At 52.3% G+C, this 25,084-nt stretch carries 18 protein-coding genes, 3 tRNA genes, 3 rRNA genes and 1 other RNA gene; 23 read left to right on the plus strand and 2 right to left on the minus strand.

Annotation, left to right across the window (positions count from 1 at the left end):
- The first annotated feature begins 133 nt into the window (after positions 1 to 133).
- A tRNA-Ser gene (locus tag KI215_RS00075) sits at positions 134 to 223 on the plus strand.
- Positions 224 to 419: 196 nt separating this feature from the next.
- Here KI215_RS00075 and KI215_RS00080 read toward each other — a convergent pair.
- Entirely contained in the window at positions 420 to 572 is a 153-nt protein-coding gene (locus tag KI215_RS00080; protein ID WP_212773644.1) for a DUF1540 domain-containing protein, read from the minus strand.
- Between the two features lie 194 nt (positions 573 to 766).
- Between KI215_RS00080 and asnB the strand changes: the two genes are divergently transcribed.
- From asnB to KI215_RS00095, 3 genes are all read left to right on the plus strand, one after another.
- Positions 767 to 2,614: an asparagine synthase (glutamine-hydrolyzing) gene (gene asnB / locus KI215_RS00085; RefSeq protein ID WP_212773645.1), complete on the plus strand. Its 1,848-nt coding sequence runs from the start codon at positions 767 to 769 to the stop codon at positions 2,612 to 2,614.
- A 458-nt stretch (positions 2,615 to 3,072) separates the two neighbouring features.
- Positions 3,073 to 3,149, plus strand: a tRNA-Arg gene (locus KI215_RS00090).
- Between the two features lie 188 nt (positions 3,150 to 3,337).
- The gene (locus KI215_RS00095) at positions 3,338 to 3,898 is read left to right on the plus strand and encodes a class I SAM-dependent methyltransferase (RefSeq protein ID WP_212773646.1); all 561 of its coding nucleotides are present in this window, start codon (positions 3,338 to 3,340) and stop codon (positions 3,896 to 3,898) included.
- A 171-nt stretch (positions 3,899 to 4,069) separates the two neighbouring features.
- On the opposite strand, the gene KI215_RS00100 is transcribed toward KI215_RS00095, so the two are convergent.
- Positions 4,070 to 5,950, minus strand: a complete 1,881-nt coding sequence (locus tag KI215_RS00100; protein WP_212773647.1) for a 3'-5' exonuclease — start codon at positions 5,948 to 5,950, stop codon at positions 4,070 to 4,072.
- A gap of 328 nt (positions 5,951 to 6,278) precedes the next feature.
- On the opposite strand from KI215_RS00100, the gene KI215_RS00105 reads away from it, so the two are divergent.
- From KI215_RS00105 to KI215_RS00195, 19 genes are all read left to right on the plus strand, one after another.
- On the plus strand, positions 6,279 to 6,866 hold the full coding sequence (locus KI215_RS00105; protein WP_212773648.1) for a TetR/AcrR family transcriptional regulator: 588 nt from the start codon (positions 6,279 to 6,281) through the stop codon (positions 6,864 to 6,866).
- A 99-nt stretch (positions 6,867 to 6,965) separates the two neighbouring features.
- Positions 6,966 to 9,110 carry a YhgE/Pip domain-containing protein gene (locus KI215_RS00110; protein WP_212773649.1) on the plus strand — a complete coding sequence of 715 codons (2,145 nt, stop codon included), beginning with the start codon at positions 6,966 to 6,968 and terminating at the stop codon, positions 9,108 to 9,110.
- Between the two features lie 294 nt (positions 9,111 to 9,404).
- Entirely contained in the window at positions 9,405 to 10,352 is a 948-nt protein-coding gene (locus KI215_RS00115) for a metal ABC transporter substrate-binding protein (protein WP_212773650.1), read from the plus strand.
- Positions 10,349 to 11,137: a metal ABC transporter ATP-binding protein gene (locus KI215_RS00120; protein WP_212773651.1), complete on the plus strand. Its 789-nt coding sequence runs from the start codon at positions 10,349 to 10,351 to the stop codon at positions 11,135 to 11,137. Before KI215_RS00115 ends, KI215_RS00120 begins: the two co-directional genes overlap by 4 nt.
- Positions 11,138 to 11,222: 85 nt before the next feature.
- Positions 11,223 to 12,095 carry a metal ABC transporter permease gene (locus KI215_RS00125; RefSeq protein WP_212773652.1) on the plus strand — a complete coding sequence of 291 codons (873 nt, stop codon included), beginning with the start codon at positions 11,223 to 11,225 and terminating at the stop codon, positions 12,093 to 12,095.
- 36 nt (positions 12,096 to 12,131) lie between these two features.
- On the plus strand, positions 12,132 to 12,548 hold the full coding sequence (locus tag KI215_RS00130; protein ID WP_212773653.1) for a Fur family transcriptional regulator: 417 nt from the start codon (positions 12,132 to 12,134) through the stop codon (positions 12,546 to 12,548).
- A 21-nt stretch (positions 12,549 to 12,569) separates the two neighbouring features.
- Positions 12,570 to 13,037, plus strand: a complete 468-nt coding sequence (gene tadA, locus KI215_RS00135; protein ID WP_212773654.1) for a tRNA adenosine(34) deaminase TadA — start codon at positions 12,570 to 12,572, stop codon at positions 13,035 to 13,037.
- A gap of 87 nt (positions 13,038 to 13,124) precedes the next feature.
- Positions 13,125 to 13,217: transfer RNA gene (locus tag KI215_RS00140), tRNA-Ser, on the plus strand.
- Between the two features lie 111 nt (positions 13,218 to 13,328).
- Positions 13,329 to 13,595: signal recognition particle sRNA large type (ffs, locus tag KI215_RS00145), an RNA gene on the plus strand.
- Positions 13,596 to 13,814: 219 nt separating this feature from the next.
- Positions 13,815 to 15,248, plus strand: coding sequence for a PAS domain-containing sensor histidine kinase (locus KI215_RS00150; RefSeq protein WP_212773655.1), 1,434 nt, complete (start codon positions 13,815 to 13,817; stop codon positions 15,246 to 15,248).
- A 170-nt stretch (positions 15,249 to 15,418) separates the two neighbouring features.
- Positions 15,419 to 17,128 carry a DNA polymerase III subunit gamma/tau gene (dnaX, locus tag KI215_RS00155; RefSeq protein ID WP_246512148.1) on the plus strand — a complete coding sequence of 570 codons (1,710 nt, stop codon included), beginning with the start codon at positions 15,419 to 15,421 and terminating at the stop codon, positions 17,126 to 17,128.
- Between the two features lie 51 nt (positions 17,129 to 17,179).
- Complete coding sequence (locus KI215_RS00160) at positions 17,180 to 17,491, plus strand: YbaB/EbfC family nucleoid-associated protein (RefSeq protein WP_212774992.1); 312 nt, start codon at positions 17,180 to 17,182, stop codon at positions 17,489 to 17,491.
- Between the two features lie 46 nt (positions 17,492 to 17,537).
- Positions 17,538 to 18,134 (plus strand): recombination mediator RecR, encoded by a 597-nt coding sequence (gene recR, locus KI215_RS00165; protein WP_212773657.1) that lies wholly within the window; start codon positions 17,538 to 17,540, stop codon positions 18,132 to 18,134.
- Between the two features lie 25 nt (positions 18,135 to 18,159).
- Complete coding sequence (locus KI215_RS00170) at positions 18,160 to 19,140, plus strand: CPBP family intramembrane glutamic endopeptidase (RefSeq protein ID WP_212773658.1); 981 nt, start codon at positions 18,160 to 18,162, stop codon at positions 19,138 to 19,140.
- Between the two features lie 105 nt (positions 19,141 to 19,245).
- Positions 19,246 to 19,518 carry a pro-sigmaK processing inhibitor BofA family protein gene (locus KI215_RS00175; protein ID WP_212773659.1) on the plus strand — a complete coding sequence of 91 codons (273 nt, stop codon included), beginning with the start codon at positions 19,246 to 19,248 and terminating at the stop codon, positions 19,516 to 19,518.
- Between the two features lie 272 nt (positions 19,519 to 19,790).
- Positions 19,791 to 21,354: ribosomal RNA gene (locus tag KI215_RS00180) — 16S ribosomal RNA — on the plus strand.
- A gap of 146 nt (positions 21,355 to 21,500) precedes the next feature.
- Positions 21,501 to 24,440: ribosomal RNA gene (locus tag KI215_RS00185) — 23S ribosomal RNA — on the plus strand.
- Between the two features lie 66 nt (positions 24,441 to 24,506).
- Positions 24,507 to 24,623, plus strand: a 5S ribosomal RNA gene (gene rrf, locus KI215_RS00190).
- Together the 16S, 23S and 5S rRNA genes form the textbook arrangement of a ribosomal RNA operon.
- Before the next feature lie 207 nt (positions 24,624 to 24,830).
- Complete coding sequence (locus KI215_RS00195; protein WP_338048313.1) at positions 24,831 to 25,019, plus strand: sigma factor G inhibitor Gin; 189 nt, start codon at positions 24,831 to 24,833, stop codon at positions 25,017 to 25,019.
- Positions 25,020 to 25,084: the final 65 nt, after the last annotated feature.

Raw genomic sequence — 25,084 nt, forward strand, 5'->3', positions numbered from 1 at the left:
ACCTCAACGGGAAAACAGGTCCCGCCCCTTTCTAACAACCTCCTGAGATGGTAAACAAACCCGGTAGTATTCCCCTTAACCCTTGACAATTTGGCGCATTTGAGTATAATGACATCATGTCTCCGTCTATTATGGAGAGGTGGTCGAGTGGTTTAAGGCAGCGGTCTTGAAAACCGCCGAGGGCTTACGCCCTCCGTGGGTTCGAATCCCACCCTCTCCGCCAAACACGAGGAAGCCGTTCTGCATGGGCAGGACGGCTCCTTTTTATGGTTGAATCAAGAAGGCTTGCCCCATGAGACAATCGAAAAAGACAGTGCATTGGGTGATCCGTTCCTTCGGTGTTTTCCCTGGATAGGATTAATTGAACGTTTTCGATCGGATACGGAGCCGTCTCGATGACGGCTCCTTTTTCTTCAGGTTCATTTCGGCTTAAACGTGTGACAATCGGTTTCCTCGGAATTTTTTGCTTGTTCCCCACGATGACTGACGACATAGATCCGATCGGCCTTGCATTTGTTACCTTCGCCCCAGTAAGTGCAATTGTTGACTTCGCACAGTACATCTCGCGCCATGCTTTGTCACTCCTTTGCTTGGACGTTAATGTTTATTTTTCACGATCCGGCCGCGAATATGACGGTGAATTCAGGGAGCATTGCCGAATCTCGGTGTCAGGGCGCACCCAGATCCCTTTCTCCACATAGGATGTTGGTGGGGCAATCGCCCAGAACCCAACAGTGGATCATTGGCATGGAGGGATGGGAAACCCATGTGCGGTATCACGGGATGGATTGACTGGAAACGGGATTTGCGAAACCAGGGTGCGATTTTGGAGACAATGAACCAAACCCATTGTCGCCGCGGACCGGATGCAGAGGGAAAATGGCTGTCTCAACACGCGGCATTGGGTCATCGGCGTCTGGCCGTGATCGACCTGGAAGGGGGGGCCCAGCCGATGGTCCGTCGGACCGAGGAACGAACATACGTCATTGTCTACAATGGCGAATTGTACAATATGGACGAACTGCGGCGGGAGTTGGAACAATGCGGCCACCGTATGGAATCGCGATCCGACACCGAGTTGGTATTGCGGGCGTACATGCAATGGGGACCGGCATGCATGAGCCGATTGCGGGGAATTTTTGCTTACGCCATTTGGGATGAAGCGGAGAAACGACTTTTTCTGGCACGAGATCGTATCGGGGTAAAACCGTTGTTTTATGCGGTACGTGATGGGGCGTTTCTGTTCGGTTCCGAGCTGAAATCCTTGTTGGCACATCCCGATGTGGAACCAGTGATTGACGCCGAGGGGTTGGCAGAAGTGCTGGTGATGTCGCCGGCGCGAACACCTGGCCACGGTGTGTTCCGGGGAGTGGAGGAATTGCGCGCCGGATGGTGGATGATCGTGGATCGGGACGGGATCCGCAAACAACCGTACTGGACATTGGAAAGCCGGGAACACACCGATGATCTGCCAACCACGATCGAACGGGTACGGTCGTTGTTCCAGGATACTGTTCGCCGGCAGTTAGTATCAGACGTGCCGGTTGGAACGATGCTGTCCGGCGGTCTGGACTCCAGTGCCATCTCCGCTTGGGCGTCCCGGGTGATGGAAGAGGAAGGACGCGGCCCCGTGGATACTTTTTCCGTCGACTACGTAGGGAATGACCGGCATTTCACGCCGAACGAGTTTCAGCCCAATTCCGATGCACCTTGGGTCAAACGGATGAGTGAATATTTGCAGTCTCGTCATCACGTCATCGAAGTGGATTTACCGGAATTGGTCTCAGCGCTGGCGGATGCCCTTCGGGCACGGGATCTGCCGGGGATGACGGATGTGGACGCTTCCCTGCTCCTGTTTTGCAAGGAAATCAAACAATCAGCCACGATGGTACTTTCGGGCGAATGTGCCGACGAAGTGTTTGGGGGCTATCCATGGTTTCACCGACGGGAAATGTTGGAAGCAGACACGTTTCCTTGGGCGCGTATGACGGATCAGCGGGTTCGCTTTCTCTCTCCGGATGTGACGCGGATGACGCGGCCTGACGAGTATGTACAGGAGCGGTATCGGGAAGCGATTGCCGAGGTGCCCGCTTTGGAGAGAGAGGAGGATTCCAATGCGCGGATGCGGGAGATGTTTTACCTCAACCTCACGCGTTGGATGCCGACCCTGTTGGACCGTAAAGACCGCATGAGTATGGCGGTCGGATTGGAAGTGCGGGTGCCGTTTTGCGATCATCCGCTGGTTGAATACATGTGGAATGTTCCATGGGAATGGAAGGCGTTGGAGGGGAGGGAAAAGGGATTACTCAGACGGGCGTTGACCGGCATCCTGCCTGATGATGTATTGTGGCGCAAAAAAAGTCCCTATCCGAAAACACACGATCCGGGTTATTTAACCGCTGTGAGGAATCAGGTCCTGCAATTGCTGGACGATCCACAATCCCCGTTGCGTGATCTTTTGGATATAGAAGCGGTTCGATCGTTTGCACGTGCCGATCTTTCCAAAGTACATCTCCCTTGGTTCGGCCAACTGATGAACGTACCGCAATTGTTTGCCCATTGGTGGCAACTGGATATGTGGATGCGCGAATACGGCGTGACGATCCAGGCATGATCAGACACACTTTCACTTTGGCATCGAGTGATTCTTTCTCCTTCCGCTCATCAATTGCAGTGCTCCAAGGTCACACTCGTTGGAAAAAGGTATCTCAAGAAGGAGCAAACATGAGTTGACGCGATTGAACTTTCCTCAAATGAGAGGAAAGCTTTCCTTTCTGCTGTTTTACATGAGGACAAAAAATTCTTGACCGTTTTTGTCGAAACCCTTTCACTATGCGAACATATGTTCTATAATAGGTGTACAAATTACCCTCGTGAAGGGGGATGGCCATGGAACGTTGGATTCAACTAATGGCCGCCATCATTGCGTTGTTCCGTTTGGTGTTGGAATTAAGGGAACTATGGGGGCGTCGGCAAAAACGGTCCAACCGAAAAAAGAAAAAGTAACTCCTTTCCACACATACACTGGTTGCAGGAAAATTTCCAATGTGGTAGAATAAGGCTCGACCTTATGCGCCCGTAGCTCAGCAGGATAGAGCAGCGGTTTCCTAAACCGCGTGTCGGAGGTTCGAGTCCTCTCGGGCGCGCCAATTCGTTAAAGCCGCGTTAATACAAGGATCGAATGGGCGGCTGGGCGGCGAAATATTGCAAGCTTAAAGAGTTATTTTTATCTTTTGGAGAAATGGGACGGTTTAACGCCGTCCCTTCTTTTTTGTGCTTGTTTAAGACGATAAAATAAATAACGTAGAAATATTCAATCATATACAGGGGGTTTTCTATGCCGAATGATAAAGAGATCCGCGTCGTGGTGGGAGCCGGTAGTTTCATCAACAATCCTGGGTGGATCCACACTCAGGAAGAGGAGCTCAATCTCCTGAAGCGGGAAGATTGGATCCGACGTTTTCATTCAGGAAGCCTCACCGCCATCTTGGCCGAACATGTGTGGGAGCATCTCACTTATGAAGAGGGAGTACGGGCGGCACGCATTTGCTTCGAGTTTTTGAAGCCGGGTGGTTATATTCGTTGTGCCGTACCGGACGGTTTTTTCCCAGATCCCGAATATCAGCGAATTGTACAAGTGGGAGGACCGGGACCGAAAGATCACCCCGCCGCCAGCCACAAGATCGTCTACAATTACCGCACTTTAACACAGATGTTTGAAGAGGCCGGTTTTGAGACGAAGCTACTGGAATACTGCGACGAAAACGGACAGTTTCATTACCGCCACTGGGATCCAGGGGATGGGAAAATATACCGTTCGCTACGTTTTGACTACCGCAACAGGGACGGCAATCTAAGATTCGTATCGATCATTGTGGATGCGATCAAGCAGCAGTAATAAAACGGAAGCAAAGAGGAATTAGACGAGAAGAATAATAGTAGCAATATCTAAGCCGGGGGCGCCTTTTTTGAGAAGCGACAAGAGACAGCTTTTAACCGTCCCTAACTTTTCGTTATGGTCTTTTAACGACAGACAGCCCCGATGCAAGTTCGGGGCTGTTTTTGCGTTCTAGGCCCTTACCGCCTCCCGTTGCAATAACCGGTCAAAATACGGGGTGAAGGTCGATTCTCCGGAGTAGGATACAAACAAATAGTCACGGGCCCTCGTCATTCCTATGTACAGCAAGGAAGCTTCTTGGGCCGGCTTGACTTCTTGATGGTGAAATGGCATGCTGTCTACGCCCACCACGAAAGCTGCCTTGAAGTCCAGCCCCTTACTGCTGTGTATCGTGCAGATCTTGACAGCTGCTTCATCTTTGTTGAAATTCATTTTGGTGTCTTGGCTTTCTGATATCCAGTAATACGGAATTCCCCTTTGTTTCAGGTATTGCTGAAGGAGCCGTACAATTGGGTATGATCGATTGTTGTAGCGATATAAAACGGCGATTTCCTCATAAGGTACCCGTTTTTCGTAATGCAACCGTTCAATCTGTTCTGCCACCCATGCCAATTCTTCCGACATGGACGAGGCTTTGTGGATGACGGGTGGATTGCCGGGGCGTTGAGAGCTTTCAGGAGGGATCACCTCCATATCGTCCTCCTGATCGTGGTCATCCAACCCATGGGTTTGATAAAAGTCCCATGCCATCTGGATAATCGGTGCGGTGTTGCGGTAGTTGGTCTTTAATACACGGGAACGTCCCCGGAAGCTCAAACCAATATCTTGTGCAAAGTTTCGCCGGCGGGAATAGACGGTCTGGGCACCATCCTCAACGATCAAAAGGGACATCGTTTCCGGATTGAGCAGTTTCACCAAAAGTTTCAACCATTCACTGGAAAAATCCTGACCCTCATCGATTAACACCGCATCATATTGTGGAAAATGCCCTTCCCCTTTTTCCAGGCGTGTGAGAACGTCAGGGATTTGATCCTCGTGAATCCCGAGCTCCTCCTTCAGCCACCGGTGAAAATGACGGACCGTAATTCGACCATGGGTCGGGGGCGGGTTTACCGTTGACATTTCGCTGGATTCGCCGATATTTTCCCGCAATTTGTGCTGGATCATCTGATCAATATAGCGAGCCAAAGCGATATTGTAACACAAAACGAGAATGCGCCAATCCGGGTGGGACTCAGCCAAAATCTTGGCCCGGCTGGCCAGAATCAGTGTTTTTCCACTTCCCGCCACGCCGCGAATCAACCGATGTTTGTCACCAATTTGTTTGGCCAGGTTCTCCTGCTGGATATCCATCACTTTTACATCATCCAGTTCCACCAGTGCATACTGGGAACCAGGTAACGGGCGGACAGGTTTATATTCCGCACTGATCCGCACTTCAGGGAACAGATGATAACGGATGGTCCGGATGTCCCTTTGACTGAGTGGAACATGTCGGAACGGCGCAACGAACATGTTTTTGATTTTATCCAACAGATTGGCAGGGGAGAAAGATTCGCTCTGTGGGTCGATGTCATCCCGTGTCAGGCACAGTTTGGGATTCAATACATCCGTGAGGGCATGCCGATCCAGATCCAGTTGGGTGAGACGGGTCATCACAACACCGTAACCGTAAGGAAATTTCAGACGATACTTGTATTTCCCCTCGAGTTGAATCAAACTTTTATCCCGTTCCAACAGTTTGGCGATCCGAAAAGCATAATCTCGCGCTTGTTTCAGCGGACTTTTTTGTACGGTCAAACCATCAGCTGTCTGGATGAACCATTGGTCCGGATTCAGCCGGTGCAATGCATTTTTGGTGTAATCTTTGACTTCCAGCACGACCAGCCCCAAATCCGGCCCAATCACGACAAAGTCCGGGCGCATGCCTTGAATGTCCGGTTCATAATAGACAATATAATCGTCGGGTAAAAAGTGGCGCAACACTTGGAACAACAGTCGTTCACCTGCGGTGGCGTTTGAAGGGAGCTTCTCAGGTACACTTTGGGCCATAAGATGTTCTCTCCTTCACTAGTATCAGAAGGTTATAAATAAAAAATCAATCCATATTGTATCATTTTTATTTGACAGTTCAATCGAACAGATGCTCTCCATCCATGAAATCAGACGCTTCCTAACAAGGCGTGTCTCGTAAGGAGGAAATGTTTTCCGGGTGAGCGACTTGACCTAAGCCCTTGCTGAGCGAAGATCCGGAAAGCGCAGGGATTGAATCGCGGGCAATACCCGCTAATCGAAGCGTACTTTGCCCGCGACTAGTGCAGAACCTTTATTCCTGATATAAAATAGGACATATCCGTAATATGTGGAGGTTTATCCAAGTATGCGTCATGAAACGATCGATCTGATCTTCGATGCAGCTGTCGAAGTTTTTGCTGAATATGGTTTTGAACGGGCCAAAGTGGATGATATCGCCATGAAGGCGGGCATCGCCAAAGGGACGATTTACTATCATTTCAAAAGCAAGGAAGAGCTTTTTGTCGCTTTGATGAACGAAGGTTTAGAAAAAATGCTGGATCACGCACGCACAGAGATGGAACAGGCCGAACCTCCCCGGGAACAGCTTCGCCGCATGTTGGCGGCTCAGGTGCGTTTTTTGATCGGACACGGGACGTTCACCAAGCTCCTATTGACGGAAGTGTGGGGGTCCAAGGAACGGCAACAGGCGTTTCGAAGTCGCATCCGTCAATACATTGATCTCATCGAACAGGTATTGCGCAGGGGAACGGAGCAGGGAATATTTCACTTGACCCATCCAAATGAAACGGCCGCTTCCATTTTTGGTGCTGTCGGTGTAGCGGTTTTGCACACGATTTATCGTTGTCAGGATCAATCGGAACAAATGGAGGCGGAAATCCCCAAAATCATCGACACATTGGAACATCTGTTGTTTAACGGGATCACCGCTTGAGTTTGACGGTGTTTTTCAGGTTGCAAATTTGGATAGATAGAGTATAATGTCATTTGTACTGACCAGTCAGTATATAGTGTGATGGGGAGGATGAGCCGATTGCGAAGAAAAGCATGGAGATGGCCCCAAACGTACGGTCTGATGAACATGTGGGAAAAACCGGGCTTGCGGTTGGGGCTGTTGGGAATCATCTTGGTCCCTGTTGTTTACAGTTTTATTTATCTGTGGGCATTTTATGATCCTTATGCACAGGTGGACCGCCTCCCTGTCGCCGTGGTGAATGAGGATCAGGGAGCGGTGGCGGATGGGAAGGCAGTCCGTGCCGGTGATGATCTGGTCAAGGAGTTGAAAAAGGAAAAGAAATTGGATTGGGATTTTGTTTCGCGCAAAGAAATGGAGAAAGGATTTCGGGAAGACCGCTATTATTTCGGTGTTGTCATTCCACGGGATTTTTCCCGCAGGGCGGTAAGTGTGAACAGTGCCGCTCCGTTGAAAGGGGAATTAGAGTTTTATGTGGATGAAGGGAAAAATTTCATTTCCTCCCAAATCGGCCGTAAGGCTTTTTTGGCCATGGAAGGAGAAATCCAGCGACAGTTGACTGAGATGTACGCTCGGGGTATGTTGGATAAAATGAAGCGCTCCACCCAAGATTTGTCCAAAGCTGCTGATGGAGCCGGAACATTGGCCGACTCCACCAGTCAGGCAGCATCTGCCGGGCGCAAGATCCATTCGGGTGTCAAACGGTTGGAACAGGGAGCCCAGCGATTGAAACAAGGCGGTGACCAGCTGGACAACGGTGCCCAAGCATTGGCACAGGGCGCTGCCCAAGCTGGCGATGGAGCAGGTCAATTAGCTGCCGGAGCAGAACGGCTGAATAGCGGAATTCATCAATTATCTCAGGGGATTCAGCGGGGAGCAAAGGGAGCCGCCCAACTGAACGAGGGCGCGCGGCAAGTGAAGGATGGTTTGCAGGAAGCCTCTCGTAAAGTGAACGACCGGTTGTTGCCGGGCTCCGCACAAGTAGCCGAGGGAAGTGAAAAAGTGGCTGAAGGGGCGGAACAGGCCCAAGTGACCTACCAACAACTGCTCAAACGCTATCCCTGGCTTAAAGCGGACCCCGACGGCATCAAACTGGCGGTCATTTTGACGGGAATGCGTGACGGTGGACAACGGCTGTCCGATGGAGCTGATCAACTGCATCAGGGAGTGACGCAATTAAACGACGGATTGAACCGTTTGACTGACGGACAGGATCGGGTGGTTCAGGGAACCGAACAACTGCGCGACGGGATCGTTCAACAACAAGCGGGTGCGGCGCAATTGGTATCCGGATCGTCGCAACTTGCCGGCAAATTGCGTGAACTTCAGCAAGGAATGGCTAACCTGACGTCCGGCATCAGTCAATGGCGAGACGGACTCAGTCAATGGATTGCCGGTCAGAAACAACTATCGGGTGCGCTGGCCCAATTGGATGATGGTACCGATCGCTTGAGTGACGGATTGACCCGTATCACTGATGGTCAAATCCAATTGGCTCATGGATTGGTTGAGGGTACGGATCAAGCTCGCAATCAGCTGCGGGGAGCGGATGCCAAAGCCAAGATGATGGCTGATCCGGTCGATATAAAGGAAGACCGATTGAACCCGGTGCCCAACTATGCGACTGCTTTAACTCCGTATTTCCTGTCGCTTTCCTTGTGGGTGGGCGGCTTGATTCTGTTTACGATTCTGGATCTTTATCGGTCCCCGTGGGAGAAACAACAACGCATCTCCTGGGTTGCGGGGGGACTGATCGGTGTATTGCAAGCGGTCGTGGCCACAACGGCGCTTACGAGGGGATTGGGCATTTCCCCGCAACATCCTGTGGGAGTTTACGCGTTTGCGATCCTTATGTCGTTTGCGTTTATCGCGTTGAATCAAATGTTGGTACTGTTGTTGAACAACGTGGGCCGTTTCCTGTCCATTTTGCTGTTGATGCTGCAATTGACTTCCAGTGGAGGCACCTATCCCGTTGAATTGTTGCCGGCCTTTTTCCGTCACATTCATCCCTACTTGCCGATGACCTATTCTGTGGATGGATTGCGTGCCGCCGTTACTACCGGGGATGTTAGTGTGTTGGAACGTGACGCCTGGATTTTGGTCGGGTTTATGGCAGTTGCTTTGCTGATCGTGGAATTGTACCGCGTATGGCAGGGATTCCGCCTGCGACGGACAAAACGAGGGGAAGCTGGTGTGACGGTTTAGGTAAATTCTGTATTGATTAGGATAGAAAAACCTGTTTCTCGTGAAACAAAAACTGGCCGAGAGCTTTCCAGTTCATTATTTCCTATTGAGCCCTAGACGGCTTGATACAGAACGGAGCCGGGAAATCGGAGATCTCAGGCTTTCTCGACAATCACGCGGTCCTTTGGAACCGCATTTTTTTTTTGCGCATCCTGTTCATAAATCGTAATTTTTACGTTTTACAAATGGTGGTGAGTGACATATAATCATCCATGACTAGGATTATTACAAAGACGGTAAAGGTGGGTATCCAAAGTGAAAAAGATCGGTTTCGGTTTGTTGGCCGTTCTGCTTTGCAGTTTGACGGCGTTGGCGGGATGTGCCAAGCCGGAGGCGGCCGATCGTGCGAACGGCAAGATCGCAGTATATACCAGCATTTATCCGCTCGCTTATTTTGCGGAACAAATCGGGGGAAAGCGGGTCGACGTCCATGCATTGGTTCCGCCTGGGACGGAACCGCATGAATTCGAGTTGTCGACTCGGGATATGGCTCGGTTGAGCCAAGCGGATGTGTTCATTTACAATGGTGCGGGATTGGAAGCATGGTCCGAGCAGGCGAAACAGACGCTTGATCCGAGTCGGACGGTGCAGGTGAACGCGACCAAAGGAGTTCCGTTGCTGGATGCCAAGGCGGAACATGAGGAGCATGGGGAACATGAGCACGGGCACGGCGGTGTGGATCCGCATGTTTGGCTCGATCCGCAGCGTGCCATGATCCAGGCACGCAACATCCGGGACGGATTGATTCAAGCCGATCCGCGTCACAAAGCGGAGTATGAAGCCAATTACGTGAAGTTGCAACAACGTTTGAATGAGCTGGACCGGGCATTTGCCGATCTGGCGAAACGCACTCCCGTCAAGACATTTCTGGTTTCCCATGCAGCCTTCGGATATTTGGCGGATCGCTACGGGTTGAAACAAATCGCCATCGCCGGTCTGTCTCCGACTGATGAGCCCAGTGCCAAGGAATTGCAAGCGTTGATTGAAACGGCCAAACGGGAAAAGGTACGTGTGATCTTTTTTGAAACACTGGTTAATCCCAAAACGGCGGAAACGCTGAAAAGGGAAATCGGGGCGAAGGCTTTGACGCTCAATCCGCTGGAAGGCTTGACGCCGGAGGAGATCAAACGCGGGGAGAACTACTTCACGATTATGGAGAAAAACCGGAAGAACCTGGCCCAAGCGTGGGGGATCCAACCATGACGGAAATGATTCGGATGGAACGGGTTCATTTTTCGTATCAAAATGAAAAAGTGTTGGACAATGTGAGTCTCACACTGCACCAGGGGGAATTTCTGGCCTTGGTCGGACCAAACGGCTCCGGAAAATCAACGCTGATCAAATTGGCACTCGGTTGGCTCAAACCGCAAGCGGGCGACATTCAACTGATGGGACAGGATATCAGACGGTTTCGTGATCGCGACAAGATCGGGTATGTATCCCAGAAAGCCAATAGCTTCAATTTAGGGTTTCCGGCGACCGTTTTCGAAGTGGTGGCCGCCGGATTATACGGGAAAATGGGTTTGTTCCGGTGGATGGGAAGAAAGGAAAAACAAAAAGTGTATGAAGCGATCGAGCAGGTGGGATTGAGCGATTGGGCTCACCGCAACATCGGTCGCCTTTCCGGGGGACAACAACAACGTGCATTTATTGCACGCGCGTTGGTGAGTGATCCTGACCTGCTGATATTGGATGAGCCGACCGTTGGGGTCGATGCCGAATCAGTAGACCGATTTTACCGGTTGCTGACACATTTGCACCGGGAAAAGGGATTGACGTTGCTGTTGGTCACGCACGACATCGGTGCGGTCACCACCTATGTGGATCGAATTGCCTGTTTGAACAAACGGATTTTCTTCCATGGCGACCCGGAGGAATTTACCCGGAAGCAAAAAGAGATTCTCACAGCCGCTTACGGCCACGAAGTGCAGATGATTGACCATCAGCACGAGGCAAAAGATGAGATGTCCCTGTTCGTCAGTACATGAGAATGGTGCGGGAGGGGGAAGCGCGTATTAGGGCGTGTCTGATATAAGTGGTAAAATCAAAGGAGAACGCCCTGGTAGTGCGTAAATGATGGAAGTGATGTGGCAATATGAGTTTATGCGGCATGCATTGCTGGCCGGGGTGATTGTAGGGCTGATCTCACCATTGGTCGGCGTGTTTTTGGTAGTCCGCCGGTTGTCGTTGATTGCTGATGCATTGTCGCACGTGACACTGTCGGGGGTTGCTGCCGGCTTGCTTTTGCAGAGGGAAATCTCTTGGCTTCAATCATTCAACCCGCTCTATATGGGGACCGCTTTTTCTGTGGCGGGTGCATTGTTCGTCGAGCAGTTGCGTCGTTTGTATCGTTCGTACCAGGAGTTGGCGATTCCCATTATTCTTTCCGGCGGGATCGGGCTCGGCGTGGTACTGATCAGTGCCGGAGAAGGGTTTAATGTGAATGTGATGGGATATTTGTTCGGTTCGATCATCGCCGTAAACGATAACGATGTGAAGTGGGTCGTGGTCGTCGGGATCATCGTTGCATTGACGATCGCGCTTTTGTATAAGGAACTGTTTGCTCTCTCGTTTGATGAGGAGAGCGCGTATCTTTCCGGTATCCCCCGTCGCGGAATCAACTTGGTTTTTATCCTGTTGGTCGCACTGGTGATCACGGCATCGGTTCGTGTCGTGGGCATCTTGCTGGTCTCTGCGCTGATGACCTTACCTGTGGCTGCTAGCTTGCAATTGGCGCAAAGTTTTCGGCAAACGGTTATGCTCTCCGTACTATTTGCGGAAACATCCGTGATCAGTGGATTGATCTGTTCTTTTTACTTCGATTTGGCCCCTGGTGGCACGATCGTGCTGATCGCCGTTGGTTGGCTGTTGCTGACGATCCTGTTGAAACGGCTCCAACAGATCAGCCGGTACCGTTGGATGAAACGGGAACAAGAGGCTGAATGAACCTTTTTCCAACAATGGGAATGGGAGCGGATCGGGATGGATTATCGACATGCACTGGAGAAATTGAAGGCAAACGGGTATAAATTCACAGGAAAACGGGAAATGATGGTGCAGCTGTTCGCAGAAGAGAATCGCTATCTGTCCGCTAAAGAAGTGTTGGACCACATGCAGAAAACTTACCCGGGCTTAAGTTTCGACACGGTGTACCGCAACCTTTCTCTGTTCGAGGATCTGGGTATTTTGGAAGGGACGGATTGGGATGGCGAGCGGCGGTATCGCTTCCGTTGCGAAGGCGATACCCACCATCACCATTTGATCTGTACCGAATGCGGTCGGACACGGAAATTGGAGATTTGTCCCATGAACGCTATTTTGGGTCAACCCGAGGATTTCCACATCACCGGTCATCGTTTTGAAATTTACGGACGTTGTGTTGACTGTGACCAAAATTAAAGCAACAGGAGCAGAAACCTCATGAATGTGGAGCATGAAAAATGGATGCAAGTTGCCATCGAGGAAGCAGAGAAAGCCCGGAAGATCGGGGAGGTACCGATCGGGGCGGTGATCGTTAGAAACGGAGAAATTATCGGCCGCGGACATAATTTGCGTGAGACAGCCAAAGATCCTACGCTGCATGCGGAGATGATCGCCATTCGTCAAGCAGCGGAACGACTGGGCGGATGGCGGTTGATCGGTTGTTCCTTGTATGTGACACTGGAACCATGTCCCATGTGTGCAGGTGCGATTGTACAATCCAGAATCGGCAAGGTAGTATACGGTGCCGCCGATCCCAAGGCCGGGTGTGCGGGTACATTGATGAATCTGCTGGAAGATGAGCGGTTCAATCATCAGGCCGAAGTCATTTCCGGTGTCATGGCCGAGCAGTGCGGTTCGTTGTTAACTCATTTTTTCCGTGAGCTGAGAGAACGGCGTAAAAGGTAAAGGAGAGCCTCTGGATGGATTTCCCCTTGACTTCTCGGCAGTTTACCCTTAAGATTATGTAATGTCCAGTACATCAATCCGACCCGTGGAGAGGTGTCCGAGTGGTTGAAGGAGGCGGTCTCGAAAACCGTTGTACCGGTATTCCCGGTACCGTGGGTTCGAATCCCACCCTCTCCGCCAGATCCAAGATGTGAGAGAGTCACCCCGTATTGGGGTGGCTTTTTTGCACTCTCAAGTAGCAAATCCTTCCCCTCATTGTAAAAGAGGACAAAATGTGTTACCATATAAGAACCGCGCTAGACGGGGAACTTGCGGTGCCCTGTAACCCGCAATCCGCATTAGCGGGGTCGAATTCCCGTCCTGAGGCCTTCTCCGTGTGGGGCCAGGTCTGGGTAATCGATGTTGAGGATTGGGTCCTGCGCAACGAGAACTTCCGAACCGTGTCAGGTCCTGACGGAAGCAGCACTAAGGAAGACCTCTCGTGTGCCGCAGGGGTGCCTGATCTGAGTCGGTTGCCCAGGAGCCGCCCGGGCGGAAAGGTCGAAGGCGGGTGCGCGGTATACATAAGCGGGAAAGCATGGTATCCCTGTGGGATGCCATGCTTTCTTTTTATGTGTGGCAAACACACGTCAAAAAAATTCCATTATTAGAAGGAAGATGCACTCAGAACGAGAATTAAACTGTAGGATGAAACGGTTGCGGATGGAAACGGAGAATACCGCTTCTCGGGATTGGATAGACGGCGATTTCTGCGGCAAAGGGGGGAGGTGGCATGGGGTGCCCATCGGGTTTCATCTCGATATGGAGTTGAGGCAGTTAGTCGCCTGGTTGGAGAAGATGCCCCAAGCTGTCATGGTTGTGGATGACCGCGGATACGTCGTCGCGGTAAATCCGATGTTTTTGCATTCCATCCTGCGTGACAGGGAAGAAGTGGAGGGAAAACCTTTCGCCCAATTTGTCGCCATTCCCAATGAAGCGGTTGAATTCATTCACCATGCCAACGATACCTGTGTTTGGTATCGACAGATACACGGTAGTGTTATCGCAAAAGATGGAAGTTATTTTCCCACGGATGTGCAAATGGTCCGTGGTTGGGACGGGCAACGTCGATATCATCTCCTGTTTTTCAACCGAATCATCCGGCAGGTCGAGCCACAATTGCTGCAACGCTTTGCCGATCATTTGATCTCCGATATCCATCTGGGAATCGTGCTGGTGGACGAACACGGGATTTTGATGGAGATCAACAGGGCAGCATGCGATTTGTTCGGCGTTCAAAGGGACAAACTGATTCATCAGCCGCTCGATAAGTTGATGGCCCATGTATTGCCCGCACAAGAGCAGCATGTGCTGGAAAATGCATTGACCGGCATCACGACCCGAAATGTTGCGACGACATGGAAGATTGGCGACAAACAGGTACATCTTCTGGTTGACGCTCATACTTTGAGGGACGAGGCAGGTCATATCTTGGGAGCGTACATGGTACTGAAAGATATGACCAGCTTGCGTTTGTTGGAGGAACAAATCAAACGCAACGACCGTTTGGCGACAATCGGTCAAATTGCCGCAGGTACTGCTCACGAAATTCGAAATCCGCTGACTTCGATCAAAGGCTTTTTGCAAGTGATCAAGTATGCCCTCAAGGAAAAAGGGCATGTTAAAGAACAGGGATATACGGAGATCATGCTCCGTGAAATCAACCGGATCAACAGTTTGGTCAGCGAATTTTTGCTCCTCAGCAAACCGCGCAACATCAAACTCCGCCCGCTTCAAGTCACTGATATTTGGAACGAAATGCTACCCATTGTTGAAAATGAAGCTATTTTACATAATATGGAAGTTAATTTTGTGACGGAACGCTCCGTTTTCCCCCTGATTGTAGCGGATAGTGAGCTATTAAAACAGGTGTTTCTCAATCTGTGCAAAAACGCGATTGAAGCCATGGGGGAAGGCGGGATGCTGACCGTGCGGATCAGGTTGGAGGAAGCGGAACAAAAACTGGCTATCGATGTCCAGGATACCGGCCCTGGTATCCCCTCCTATGCGCTGGACAAGATCTTTGACCCGTTTTTTACGACCAAAGAAAACGGAACCGGTCTCGGGTTGCCTGTTTGTCAAAAAATCATTCATGAAATCGGAGGCATGATTCGCGTCTCCTCCAAAGAATGGGGAACCGTTTTTACGGTATTGATGCCGTATATCGATTAGGATGTCTGGTAAATACTGTTCAATTGCTTTTCCGGTTTGCTCCCCCTGCGACCCTCCCTACCGAATGTTTGCCGCTCGTGCGGCTTTTTCCTTTTGGAAAAAAAGGGCCAACTGTAGTATGATGGAGTCGATAAATGATAGAGGGACCTCCCCGTACGAATACTGGAGTGATGGTTTTGTCGTATCGGGCATTGTACCGTGTTTGGCGGCCGCAAACCTTTCAGGATCTTGTCGGCCAAGAACACATCACTCGAACATTGCAGAATGCATTGGCAGAAGGATCTTTTTCGCATGCCTATCTGTTCAGCGGTCCGAGAGGAACCGGCAAGACCAGTGCTGCCAAAATCATGGCCAAGGCAGTCAACTGTGAAAAAGGTCCGGCACCGGAGCCGTGTAATGATTGTCAAACATGCCGCCGCATCACCGAAGGCTCTTTAATGGATGTAGTGGAAATTGACGCGGCATCCAATCGTGGCGTCGATGAAATTCGGGATTTGCGGGATAAAGTGAAGTACGCCCCGACCGAAGTGCGTTACAAAGTCTATATCATCGACGAAGTGCACATGCTGACGACAGAAGCGTTCAATGCTTTGCTGAAAACGCTGGAAGAGCCACCGGGGCATGTGATTTTTATCCTGGCCACGACCGAGCCGCATAAACTGCCACCGACCATTGTTTCCCGTTGTCAACGGTTCGCGTTTCGTCGGATCGCGTTGCCGGAGATCGTCAATCGTCTTCGATATATCTGCGAAGCGCAATCCGTGGAAGCAGATGAGAATGCGTTGCATCAGATTGCACTGGCGGCAGACGGAGGAATGCGGGATGCATTGAGCTTATTGGATCAGGTACTGGCATTCGGAGGCCGGCAAGTGGATGAGGAAACGGTATTGGCAGTGACCGGTTCTGTCTCCCGTAACGAACTGGCGGGGATTTTGCGTGCTTTGGCCAACGCCGATGCCGGTGCAGCGCTGGAACGGGCAGATCGACTGATTATGGGTGGTTTGGAGCCGGAACGTCTGTTGCACGACCTGATCCATGCCTGTCGGGATTTGTTGCTGATGAAGACTGCTCCTCAATTGCCAGAAGTGAAGGATCGGATTCATGATCAACTGTGGACGGAATTGGCGGAAAAATGGTCCGTCGGTCAATTGTCTGCGGTGATGGACGGCTTGATCGCTTATCAGCAACAAATGAAATGGACACCGCATCCGAGGATTGTCTTGGAGCTGGCTATTGTGAACGCATCGCAGTCAAACTCTGCGTTAAACGAGAAGGAGGCGGTCCCCTCTGATACGGTTCGTCGTCTCGAGGAACGAATCCGTCAGTTAGAGGAGCGACTTCAGGCCATTCAGGGACAAATTGTCACTCAATCACCCCAAACCGCGGGATTTCGTCGCCACGATCCTCCCCAAAAAGCGTCGACACGTTCTGCCGGGGCGTCCGTTCAACAAGATCAGTGGAAGAGTTTGTTGCAACAATCCGACACAGAAACGTTCCGGCGTGTCAAGCAGTGGTGGCCGGATATTCTGTATAAAGTAAAAGAGCGGAAAATCACGGTTCATGCATGGTTGGTGGATGGGGACCCCGTGATGGCTTCAAAAGACGCTGTTGTCGTAGCGTTCAAAAACAAAATTCACCGGGAAACCACGGAAAAAGAGACAAACAAATCGTTGATTGAACAGGTGATGCAGGATGTGCTGGGCAGCTCGTTCCGGTTGATCACGGTGATGCGTCAGGATTGGGATGCACTTTCCGACTCGATGACCGAAATGTCTGCCGCGGCGGAAGAGGGAAAGGATGCGGGTGCCTCCCCATCTGACGATGTCATGCAAAAAGCGGTCGAGTTGTTCGGTGAGGATTTGGTGGAAGTGGTCGATTAAAATAGAAGGGATAACTGCAGGCCATTGGGCCGATAGGAGGAATGGACAATGATGCGGAACATGAACCAAATGATGAAACAAGTGAAAAAAATGCAGGAACAGATGCAAAAAGCGCAGGAAGAACTGGGTAAAAAAGAAGTGGAAGGCACGGCAGGGGGCGGTGTCGTCAAAGTAGTGATGAACGGGCACAAGCAGGTGGTTTCCGTGGAAATCGCTCCGGAAGTGGTAGACCCGGACGATGTGGAAATGCTGCAGGATCTCATCACGGCCGCTTTCCAAGATGCCCTGAAGAAAACGGATGAACTGATCGCCCAGGATCTCGGTAAATTTACTGGCGGACTCAATTTGCCCGGTTTGTTCTAATGGCATGGTTGCATCCATAAAATAAAGGCATCAGGAGTGCGTGGAAGTGTACGTACCTGAACCCATCTCCAAGTTGATCGAAGGTTTTATGAGGCTGCCGGGCATTGGACCGAAGACGGCCCAACGCCTGGCCTTTTTTGTATTGAAAATGGAAGAGGAAGATGTACTGGATCTGGCCAAGGCACTCGTTCGTGCCAAACGTGATCTGCGCTTTTGCGCCGTTTGCAATAACATCAGCGACCGGGAAGTATGTTCCATTTGCAGTGACAAGCATCGTGACCGTTCGACGATTTGTGTCGTGCAGGACCCCCGTGACGTGATGGCGATGGAACGGACACGGGAGTACAACGGGCTGTACCATGTTTTGCATGGAGCCATATCACCCATGGAAGGGATCGGTCCGGATGAGTTGAAGATCCCGGAACTGTTAAAGCGGTTGGAAGATGAAACAGTACAGGAGTTGATCTTGGCCACCAACCCCAATATTGAAGGGGAAGCAACCGCGATGTATTTGGCCAAATTGGTCAAGCCGTTCGGGCTGCGCGTGACCCGGATTGCTCATGGATTGCCCGTAGGCGGGGATTTGGAATATGCGGACGAAGTGACATTGACGAAGGCGCTGGAAGGTCGCCGGGAGCTATAAAGCATTTGTGTGAAGGAGCGTTTCCATGCAGACACCGATGATTTCCACTCCTCCCCCCATCGGGCCTCGTTCGCAAAAGCCTTCGGCCAAGGTGCAGTTGATATCCGCCTGGATGCTGTTTCTCAGCTTTCTCACGATGATACCGATGGAATATGCTTCTTTGGACTGGGAAAAAACATCGGCGGGAACATGGCGAATCGTCGAAGGAGATCACTTGAGCCTGTCGCTGGCATTGGCCTATGGTCTATGGGCATTGTGGACAGTGGTGGGAACCGGTGTTTTTCTGATTGCTGGCATCGTCAATCGGTTCGCCTACGAACGTTCACATGCAGATATCACCTGGCGGGATCTGATCTACTTTTTGGCTTGGGTACAATGCTTGTCGCTCCTGCTTTCCCTTCCCTTTGAATTGTTTCCGGGAGTAGGAGGTAGTGTGAGTTTATTGTACCCGTATTTGCCGCATCTCATCATTTTGGGTCTGGGATTGATCTTGTATCGCCATCGCTTGCATCTGTTGGGATTTCGCCGTCCGAATTCCTACGGATGGATGGTGATTGTCATCAGTTTGCTGTATGTGGTCGTCTTTTTCCAATGGATCGATCAATGGGTGACTCATCCCGTCGCTCGCTATTTCTCGTTGGAACTGGATTCGTGGCGGGAGGAAAGTATCTCCCAAGGCATTCGCCAGGCTGGAACATCCGGATGGGGTGCATTGGCCGGACAGATCGTGATGTTGGGTATGATCGGACCCATTGCCGAAGAGATGTTGTTTCGGGGGGTTTTGCAGGAGGTATTGCGGCGTCGCCTCGGTGTATGGGTGAGTGTTTTGTTATCGTCCGTGTTGTTTGCGCTGTTTCATGTGGATGTCGCTTTGCTGGCGCCGTTATTGGTGTTGGGTCTCATTCTCGGATCTCTGAAGGCTGTCTTCCGAAGCCTGTGGGCGCCCATTTTGTTTCACATGATCAACAACACTTCATCGGTGATCATGGAATTGTTACATCGATAAAAGTGGCGGTGTCCGATTACATCAAACCAGGATCGTGTGTCGCCCCGCCCATCGTTCTATTCCCAAGTCCTCCTTCATATGCTTGTACCAAGGGGAGGGATGAACATGGGAATCAAATGGTGGATAATGGCGGGTGCTGGCGGCATGATCCTTTTTATGTTGCTCAGCCGGTCCGCTTGGCGACCGCTCAAGTGGATCTGGTACGGGGTGTTGTATACGGCGGTAGGGGCGGTTGTGTTGTTTCTGTTCAACCTGGTGGGTGAATGGATGCATTTCCGCATTCCCATCAATCCGATGACTGCCTTTATCACCGGTGTGCTCGGTTTACCTGGATTGTTGTATTTGGTGATCGTTAAGGGCTTTTTATTGGGTGGATAAAGATGGGATCATGATCATCAAAAAAAGTGTTGACGAAACATGTCGACCGTGATATATTAATTGCTGTCGCCGATACGGACAGGATGTCCGGAAGGCAAACAAAAAAACCTCGAAAAAAAGTGTTGACAAGATCGAGTGAAAGTGATAAGATTGATCTTGTCGCCGCGCGAGAGCGCGGGAGGATGAAAGCGAGATTGCGAGAAGCGATCGAGCGGCGTTCCTTGAAAACTGAAGAGTGGAGGAAGGACTCGTCAGTTCTTCTTGAGTGATATTTTTAGGAGAGTTTGATCCTGGCTCAGGATGAACGCTGGCGGCGTGCCTAATACATGCAAGTCGAGCGGGTGAAGCTGACAGATCCCTTCGGGGTGACGTTGGTGGATCCAGCGGCGAACGGGTGAGTAACACGTGGGCAACCTGCCCGCAAGACCGGGATAACTCCGGGAAACCGGAGCTAATACCGGATAGGACCTTAGCCCGCATGGGCTGGGGTGGAAAGGCGGCTTCGGCTGTCACTTGCGGATGGGCCCGCGGCGCATTAGCTAGTTGGTGAGGTAACGGCTCACCAAGGCGACGATGCGTAGCCGACCTGAGAGGGTGACCGGCCACACTGGGACTGAGACACGGCCCAGACTCCTACGGGAGGCAGCAGTAGGGAATTTTCCGCAATGGGCGAAAGCCTGACGGAGCAACGCCGCGTGAGCGAAGACGGCCTTCGGGTTGTAAAGCTCTGTTCTCCGGGAAGAACGGCGGAAGGGCGAATAGCTCTTTCGAGTGACGGTACCGGAGGAGAAAGCCCCGGCTAACTACGTGCCAGCAGCCGCGGTAATACGTAGGGGGCGAGCGTTATCCGGAATTACTGGGCGTAAAGCGCGCGCAGGCGGCCTGTTAAGTCGGGTGTGAAAGACCACGGCTCAACCGTGGGGGTGCATCCGAAACTGGCAGGCTTGAGTGCAGGAGAGGGGAGCGGAATTCCCGGTGTAGCGGTGGAATGCGTAGAGATCGGGAGGAACACCAGTGGCGAAGGCGGCTCTCTGGCCTGTAACTGACGCTGAGGCGCGAAAGCGTGGGGAGCAAACAGGATTAGATACCCTGGTAGTCCACGCCGTAAACGATGAGTGCTAGGTGTTGGGGGCGTCATGCCCTCTGTGCCGAAGGTAACCCAATAAGCACTCCGCCTGGGGAGTACGGCCGCAAGGCTGAAACTCAAAGGAATTGACGGGGGCCCGCACAAGCGGTGGAGCATGTGGTTTAATTCGAAGCAACGCGAAGAACCTTACCAGGGCTTGACATCCCGCTGACCGGTGCAGAGATGCACCTTCCCTTCGGGGCAGCGGTGACAGGTGGTGCATGGTTGTCGTCAGCTCGTGTCGTGAGATGTTGGGTTCAGTCCCGCAACGAGCGCAACCCCTATCGCTAGTTGCCAGCACTTCGGGTGGGCACTCTAGCGAGACAGCCGGTGAAAGCCGGAGGAAGGTGGGGATGACGTCAAATCATCATGCCCCTTATGTCCTGGGCTACACACGTGCTACAATGGCCAGTACAAAGGGCAGCGAACCCGCGAGGGGGAGCCAATCCCAAAAAGCTGGTCTCAGTTCGGATCGCAGGCTGCAACTCGCCTGCGTGAAGCCGGAATCGCTAGTAATCGCGGATCAGCATGCCGCGGTGAATACGTTCCCGGGCCTTGTACACACCGCCCGTCACACCACGAGAGTCTGCAACACCCGAAGTCGGTGAGGTAACCCGTAAGGGAGCCAGCCGCCGAAGGTGGGGCAGATGATTGGGGTGAAGTCGTAACAAGGTATCCCTACCGGAAGGTGGGGATGGATCACCTCCTTTCTACGGAGCTTTTAAGCGAAACGACTAAACGGTGTTTGTGCTGGCGAGTCTGGAATCCACTCCTCAGTTTTGAGGGAATGCCCCTCATGTTGCACCTTGAAAATTGGATACGGGAGAGTCAAGCATTCACAGGTAGCGAGTCCTGAGGAGAAGCTAGTAAGGGCGCACGGTGGATGCCTTGGCGCCAGGAGCCGATGAAGGGCGGGGCGAACACCGATATGCCTCGGGGAGCTGTAAGCGAGCGTTGATCCGAGGATTCCCGAATGGGGCAACCCACCAGTCCGACGAGGGCTGGTACCGCCACCTGAACACATAGGGTGGACGGGGGCACACCGGGGGAACTGAAACATCTTAGTACCCCGAGGAGAAGAAAGCAACAGCGATTCCCTGAGTAGCGGCGAGCGAAAGGGGAACAGCCCAAACCGTCGGGTTTTGCCCGGCGGGGTTGTGGGGCGTCTCGCATGGAGTGATAAAAGGCGAGGGTAGACGAAGTGACCTGGAACGGTCCGCCATAGGAGGTAACAGCCCTGTAGTCGAAACCTTCGCCTCTCCGAGACGGACCCCGAGTACCGCGGGACACGTGAAATCCCGTGGGAAGCAGGGAGGACCACCTCCCAAGGCTAAATACTCCCTGGCGACCGATAGCGAACCAGTACCGTGAGGGAAAGGTGAAAAGCACCCCGGGAGGGGAGTGAAAGAGAACCTGAAACCGTGTGCCTACAAGCAGTCGGAGCGTCCTTGGGGCGTGACGGCGTGCCTTTTGTAGAATGAACCGGCGAGTGACGGTCACGTGCGAGGTTAAGGCGAGAAGCCGGAGCCGTAGCGAAAGCGAGTCTGAACAGGGCGAATGAGTACGTGGTCGTCGACCCGAAACCGGGTGATCTACCCATGTCCAGGGTGAAGTTGAGGTAACACTCAATGGAGGCCCGAACCCACTGGTGTTGAAAAACCAGGGGATGAGGTGTGGGTAGGGGTGAAATGCCAATCGAACTCGGAGATAGCTGGTTCTCCCCGAAATAGCTTTAGGGCTAGCCTCGGAGGATGAGTGACGGAGGTAGAGCACTGATTGGGCTAGGGGCCCTTCCCGGGTTACCGAACTCAGTCAAACTCCGAATGCCGTTTACTTTACTCCGGGAGTCAGACTACGAGTGCTAAGATCCGTGGTCAAGAGGGAAACAGCCCAGACCACCAGCTAAGGTCCCCAAGTGTCCGTTAAGTGGAAAAGGATGTGGGGTTGCCGAGACAACCAGGATGTTGGCTTAGAAGCAGCCATCATTTAAAGAGTGCGTAATAGCTCACTGGTCAAGTGACCCTGCGCCGAAAATGTAACGGGGCTAAACGGACCACCGAAGCTGTGGGTGTATCGGAAGATACGCGGTAGGGGAGCGTTCCCAGGGCGTCGAAGCTGTGCCGGAAGGCATGGTGGAGCGCTGGGAAGTGAGAATGCCGGTGTGAGTAACGAAAAGAGGGGTGAGAATCCCCTCCGCCGTAAGCCTAAGGTTTCCTGAGGAAGGCTCGTCCGCTCAGGGTAAGTCGGGACCTAAGCCGAGGCCGAAAGGCGTAGGCGATGGACAACAGGTTGATATTCCTGTACCACCTCCACTCCGTTTGAGCGAAGGGGGGACGCAGGAGGGTAGGGGATCGCGCGATTGGAAGTGCGCGTCCAAGCGGTAAGGCTGATCGGATAGGCAAATCCGTCCGGTCATAAGGCTGAGCCGTGATGGCGAGGGAAATTGAAGTACCGAAGTCCCTGATCCCACACTGCCAAGAAAAGCCTCTAGCGAGGAGTGAGGTGCCCGTACCGCAAACCGACACAGGTAGGCGAGGAGAGAATCCTCAGGCGCGCGGGATAACTCTCGTTAAGGAACTCGGCAAAATGACCCCGTAACTTCGGGAGAAGGGGTGCCTCGGTAGGGTTAACAGCCCGAGGAGGTCGCAGTGAAGAGGCCCAAGCGACTGTTTAGCAAAAACACAGGTCTCTGCTAAGCCGTAAGGCGAAGTATAGGGGCTGACGCCTGCCCGGTGCTGGAAGGTTAAGGGGAAGGGTTAGCCGAAAGGCGAAGCTCTGAACCGAAGCCCCAGTAAACGGCGGCCGTAACTATAACGGTCCTAAGGTAGCGAAATTCCTTGTCGGGTAAGTTCCGACCCGCACGAAAGGCGTAACGACTTGGGCGCTGTCTCAACGAGAGACCCGGTGAAATCGTAGTACCTGTGAAGATGCAGGTTACCCGCGGCAAGACGGAAAGACCCCGTGGAGCTTTACTGCAGCCTGATATTGAATCTAGGTACAGCTTGTACAGGATAGGTGGGAGCCTGAGAAGCCGGAGCGCCAGCTTCGGTGGAGGCGCCGGTGGGATACCACTCTGGCTGTACCGGGGTTCTAACTCGCAGCCGTGATCCGGCTGGAGGACCGTGTCAGGTGGGCAGTTTGACTGGGGCGGTCGCCTCCTAAAAGGTAACGGAGGCGCCCAAAGGTTCCCTCAGCGCGGTTGGAAATCGCGCCTAAGAGTGTAAAGGCAGAAGGGAGCTTGACTGCGAGACCTACAAGTCGAGCAGGGACGAAAGTCGGGCTTAGTGATCCGGTGGTTCCGAGTGGAAGGGCCATCGCTCAACGGATAAAAGCTACCCCGGGGATAACAGGCTAATCTCCCCCAAGAGTCCACATCGACGGGGAGGTTTGGCACCTCGATGTCGGCTCATCGCATCCTGGGGCTGAAGTCGGTCCCAAGGGTTGGGCTGTTCGCCCATTAAAGCGGTACGCGAGCTGGGTTCAGAACGTCGTGAGACAGTTCGGTCCCTATCTGCCGCGGGCGTAGGAAATCTGAGAGGAGCTGTCCTTAGTACGAGAGGACCGGGATGGACGCACCGCTGGTGTACCAGTTGTGTCGCCAGATGCATCGCTGGGTAGCCAAGTGCGGACGGGATAAGCGCTGAAAGCATCTAAGCGCGAAGCCCCCCTCAAGATGAGATTTCCCATCCCCTCGTGGGAGTAAGACCCCTTGTAGATGACGAGGTAGATCGGTCCGAGGTGTAAGCGCAGTAATGCGTTGAGCTGACGGATACGAATCGGTCGAGGGCTTCCCCTCACTCGCAGAGTGAATGCAGACAATCCCGTAACCAATTTTGAAGGTGTAACCAAACACCATATCCTGTCTGGTGGTGATAGCGGAGGGGAACCACCCGTTCCCATTCCGAACACGGAAGTTAAGCCCTCCAGCGCCGATGGTACTTGGGGCGGGAGCCCCTGGGAGAGTAGGACGCTGCCAGGCAGGTCGAAACAAAGCAGCTCACCACATGGTGGGCTGCTTTTTTGTTTGATTGAATTGTGCGCTTAACAGAGAGTGACATGGAATGGGTTTCAGCATAAAATAAAATAGAAGCGAAGTGTGGTTGTGTCTTGCAAAGAGAAGGTATGATCCACCAGCGCCCTGGTGATAATGGGTAAAACGACAAAGACGAAAAGGTGGGTCGGCAGATTGCAGGAACGTGTGATGCCCTTTCGTTGTATCGTGTGTGATCAGCGTCATTGGGACGGGATTACGGTAATGGAAGAATTCATTTGCGGGCGTTGTGAGCGTGAGATGATCCGCACACCCGTCGAACACGAAAAGTATCCGTTTTTCGTCGTTCAGATGCGGAAAATTTGGCTGAAAGAGCAGGCATAAGACAACATAAAACAAATGGAAACGGGGACCTCTTCGTGTCCCTGTTTCTTTGTGTATGAGGGAGG

The organism is Polycladomyces abyssicola (assembly GCF_018326425.1).
GTDB classification, from domain to species: domain Bacteria; phylum Bacillota; class Bacilli; order Thermoactinomycetales; family JIR-001; genus Polycladomyces; species Polycladomyces abyssicola.